Genomic DNA, 1,800 nt, shown 5'->3' on the forward strand with positions numbered 1-1,800 from the left:
ACTGCTGTCGGTGCATATGAGACTGCGTTTGCGGCCTCTGTGCCGCCGCCGGTGATCGCCGAGAATCGTGCCCGGCTGGCAGCCCTGGTTGCCACGAACGTGCTGGGGCAGAACACGGCCGCGATCGCGGCCACCGAAGCTGCCTATGCCGAGATGTGGGCTCAGGACGCCACCGCGATGTACCGCTATGCCGGCGACTCCGCTGCTGCGGCCGCTCTCAATCCGCTCAGCGAGCCTCCGGCCACCACTACCGCGGGCGGACCAGCCGGCCAGGCCGCTGCGACCGCCCATGCGACCGCGACGGCGGCCGCCAGCGCCCCCACCACTTTGGCGCAACAGCTCTCCAACGTCCTGCAAGCGCTGGGGCTCAACATCATGAATCCCGGATCGGGACCGTCCACCCCGGGACGGGGCGGGCTTTTGAATCTGCTATCGGGATCTTCCGACGCGACCCCGTTCTCCAATTTCATGAACTCCACGCTGGTCAATTCCGCGATCGCCGGCGCGCCCTACAGCCCGGCGTTCATCAGCCAAAACGTGGGGGAAATGACCGCCCTGATGACCATCCTCGGCCGAACGCTGGCACCGACTGCGGCGGTCTCCGGTCTGAGCTCCGCAGCGTCCCCGCTGGGCAGTGTTGCCTCGGCCTCGCCCGGCCTAGGCGGGCTGGGCACCCTGGCCGGATCGACCTCCGCCGCCGAGGGCGGCATCACCGCGAGCGTCGGCAAAGCCAGCCTGGTCCGATCGCTGTCGGTGCCGCACAACTGGACCGCGGTGGCCGCCCCTGCGGAAGCCATCACCACGCCGGCAACGGCGCTGCCGGCTGCGGCCCCCACCGCCAGCCCGGTCATCACCGCAGGCATACCGAGCGCGGCGGCGTCCAGCGCATCGCGCATGGTCGATAAAACCGAAGATGAGGACGAAGAGGCCCGGGTCTACGGATTCCCCACCAAAGCCCTCCGCCGTACGCCAGCAGGGGGATAAGCGAGTGGATCGACAGATTAGGTATCCGCCTCACTGGCCCGTGACGGCACTACGTGCCACTCCCCAGCAGCCGGCCTAGGATCAGGTGGTGCGCGTCGGGCTGTTGCTGCTTCGGCTGGTGGACGTGCTGCCCATGCCGAGCCTGCGCACCCAGCGGGCGTTCGGCGCCGCTGTCGTGGTGACCCAGGGGTTCATCGCGGTCACCGGCGCGATCGTCCGCGTCACCGCATCCGGGCTGGGCTGCCCGACGTGGCCGCAGTGCTTCCCCGGCAGCTATGTTCCGGTCGCGGTCGCCGAGGTGCCCCGGGTGCATCAGGCCATCGAGTTCGGCAACCGGATGGTCACCGTCGCAGTGGTGATCGCCGCGGTGCTGGCGGTGTTGGCCGTCACCCGGGCCCGGCGGCGGTCCGAGGTGCTGGTCTATGCCTGGCTGATGCCCGCGGGCACGGTGGTGCAGGCCGTGATCGGCGGCATCACCGTGCGCACCGGGCTGGCTTGGTGGACGGTCGCCGTCCACCTGTTGCTGTCGATGCTGATGGTGTGGCTGGCGGTGCTGCTCTACGTCAAGATCGGCGAACCCGATATTGCCGGGGACGGGGTGAGGCGCCGCCAGGTGCCCGCACCGCTGCGCTGGCTGACACTGCTCACTGCGGTGACGTTGTCGGCGGTGCTGGTCACCGGAACCCTGGTCACCGCCGCCGGACCGCACGCCGGCGACAAAAGTGCCGACCGGACGGTGCCGCGACTCAAAGCCGAGGTCGTGGTGTTGGTACACCTGCATGAGTCGCTGCTGATCGGTTTCCTCGGGCTGCTGGT

General features: G+C 69.2%; 2 protein-coding genes. Both read left to right on the forward strand.

The genetic code is table 11. The features are described 5' to 3' along the window. Positions 1-984, forward strand: a 984-nt coding sequence (locus AC2VNT_RS15095) for a PPE family protein, SVP subgroup (protein ID WP_486947629.1), incomplete at its 5' end; no start/stop codon positions are given. 133 nt (positions 985-1,117) lie between these two features. After that, positions 1,118-1,800 (forward strand): COX15/CtaA family protein (locus tag AC2VNT_RS15100; protein ID WP_486947630.1); only part of this gene is annotated, 683 nt, incomplete at its 3' end.

This window comes from Mycobacterium sp. TH-M15 (genome assembly GCF_057473705.1).